This window comes from Leptolyngbya cf. ectocarpi LEGE 11479 (assembly GCF_015207065.1).
GTDB lineage: Bacteria > Cyanobacteriota > Cyanobacteriia > Phormidesmidales > Phormidesmidaceae > Leptothoe > Leptothoe ectocarpi.
The window spans coordinates 1-2,046 of sequence record NZ_JADEXP010000584.1 but is presented as its reverse complement, the minus strand read 5'-3'; the positions used below and the strand labels follow the sequence as shown (position 1 = coordinate 2,046).

The window sequence follows — 2,046 nt, the reverse complement described above, 5'->3', positions numbered from 1 at the left end:
GGTGAACGTTACGGATAATCAGCACGGCTGTTTCCGGTTTAGTGCCACCAACGATGCTCCGGAGACCCGGTTGCCACCTCAGTTTGAGTCCCATGTGTTCGCGCCGACAATCCGAAATCTGTTTTTTGTTTCGCAGCGGTTTGGCGATCCGCGCTATGGCCAGCTCAGTGAGCTGGCTCCCCCGGAGATTGTGCGAGGGGCGGAAAATCGTGCCGAAATGGGTGTTTTTAACCGGCTATTTACACCGATCAAACAGGACGACCTCAACGCCAAATTTGGTGAATTTATGCCGTTTGGTTTAATCCCCCAGTTGATTAATGAAACCTAAGCCCAAGGGAGATAGTGATGGCCCACGCAGACATTTCTAGATTTCTGTTTCAGCCCGAAAAGCGCTACACCAGCGTGCGGATGCAGCAGGGGCGGGTAATGCTCGATTCGGACTGGAATGAGTTTGAGCGCCTCGACCACGAGCTAGATCGCCAGACGCTGATCGACATTCTCTGTGCCAAAGGCACCGCCAACGATGGGTTTCGCATCACTCAGCCTCAGGTGGTGGACACGTCAGCAGATACTCCAGCGACCTATGATTTTGCGATCGCAAGCGGCAGCTTTTATCTGGGGGGGCTGCGGTTTGAAGCCGCTGGTTCCCAGAGCTTTTTGACCCAGACTGACTGGCTCCAGCTAGCGGAAAATACTCCCACAGCGCCAGTGGATCTAGAAGGAGACAGCGTCCGCTATGACCTGGTGTACCTGCGGGGTTGGGAACAGTGTGTTTCGGCGGTGGAAGACAGCGAACTGTTGGAGCGAGCCTTAGGGGGACCGGACACTTCCGTTCGCGTACGCCGTATGGGACGGGTGGAGATTTTGCCCGATGTGGCCGCAGATACCTGTGCCGAAGCCGTTGCGCGATTAACCCGACAGTTGACAACTGACCCGTCCGGGGAAACGGGAGAAATCATTCACAGCCTTGACGAGCGTACCTGCGAACTCCAGTCTGCCGCCCGGCTCAGCGTCACGTTTGATCTGGATGGCCTCGCAGAAGATCCCTGTCGGCCTGCGGTCAGCGGCGGCTATTTGGGGGCCGACAATCAGACCATGCGGATACAGCTCACCGCTCCCAATCGATTTGTGTGGAGCTATAACAACGCCGCTCCCCTCTACCGGGTGCAGGTGGATGTGGCGGACCTGACCCGAGTACGGTTTCTAACCCTACCCAGAGACCAGGAGGCCCAACCTCTGACCAATCAAACGGTAGAAATTATTCCCTGGGGGGCCTTTTTGCCTAACCAGGAAAAGGTGGCTGAGCTGCAGGGACAATTCTTTCGGGTTGGCACCAGCTATAACCCGGTGGATAACAGTCTCACCCTGGCCGCTCCTATTGACCAAGCCTGGCTGGACTGGCTAGCGGATAATTCTCAGTATTGGAGCGATCGCGACCCTAGCGAACGTCAGCAGTATTTTTATCTGCGGCTGTGGACCGGCTCGGGGGAGGCGGACCAGCCTGATATCGGCTTTACTCCGGGAACGGCGGTGGCCATCCCTGGCACTGGCGTGACCGCCACCTTTAGCAATGTCGGCATTGCGAGAGATTTTTGGGTGCTGGCCCTACGCCCCAACACCCCCACCGAGGTGGTGCCCTGGAGTCTGCTAGAGTCGGCACCTCCGGCGGGACCCAGACAGTACTTTGCTCCCCTGGCGCTGCTCCGCTGGAGTCTGGTTAACGGCGAGCTGCAGCCCTCAGTGCAGGACTGTCGCGAACGGTTTCAGCCGCTGTGTCAGGTCAATGGCTGCTGTACGGTGACGGTGGGGGACGGTCGCACTAGCCACGGACTATTTAATTCGCTGGAAGATGCGATCTCGTTTCTCCCCACTGACGGCGGTAAAATTTGTCTGCTGCCGGGACAGCACCAAACAAATGCTAACCTGCGCAATCGTCGCAACATTCGCATCACCGGCTGCAGCGTACACACCATCGTGCAGCCTCGGGCCGACCGAGTCACTGACCCCATTTTTCAGATTGCGGCCTCGCAAAATATTCAGCTCGAC

General features: G+C 57.3%; 2 protein-coding genes. Both read left to right on the top strand.

Going from position 1 to position 2,046, the window contains the following annotated elements; translation table 11 throughout:
• A partial coding sequence (locus IQ260_RS30165; RefSeq protein ID WP_322745086.1) for a hypothetical protein occupies window positions 1–328 on the top strand: 328 nt, incomplete at its 5' end.
• 17 nt (window positions 329–345) lie between these two features.
• Window positions 346–2,046 (top strand): DUF6519 domain-containing protein (locus tag IQ260_RS30160; RefSeq protein WP_193996734.1); only part of this gene is annotated, 1,701 nt, incomplete at its 3' end.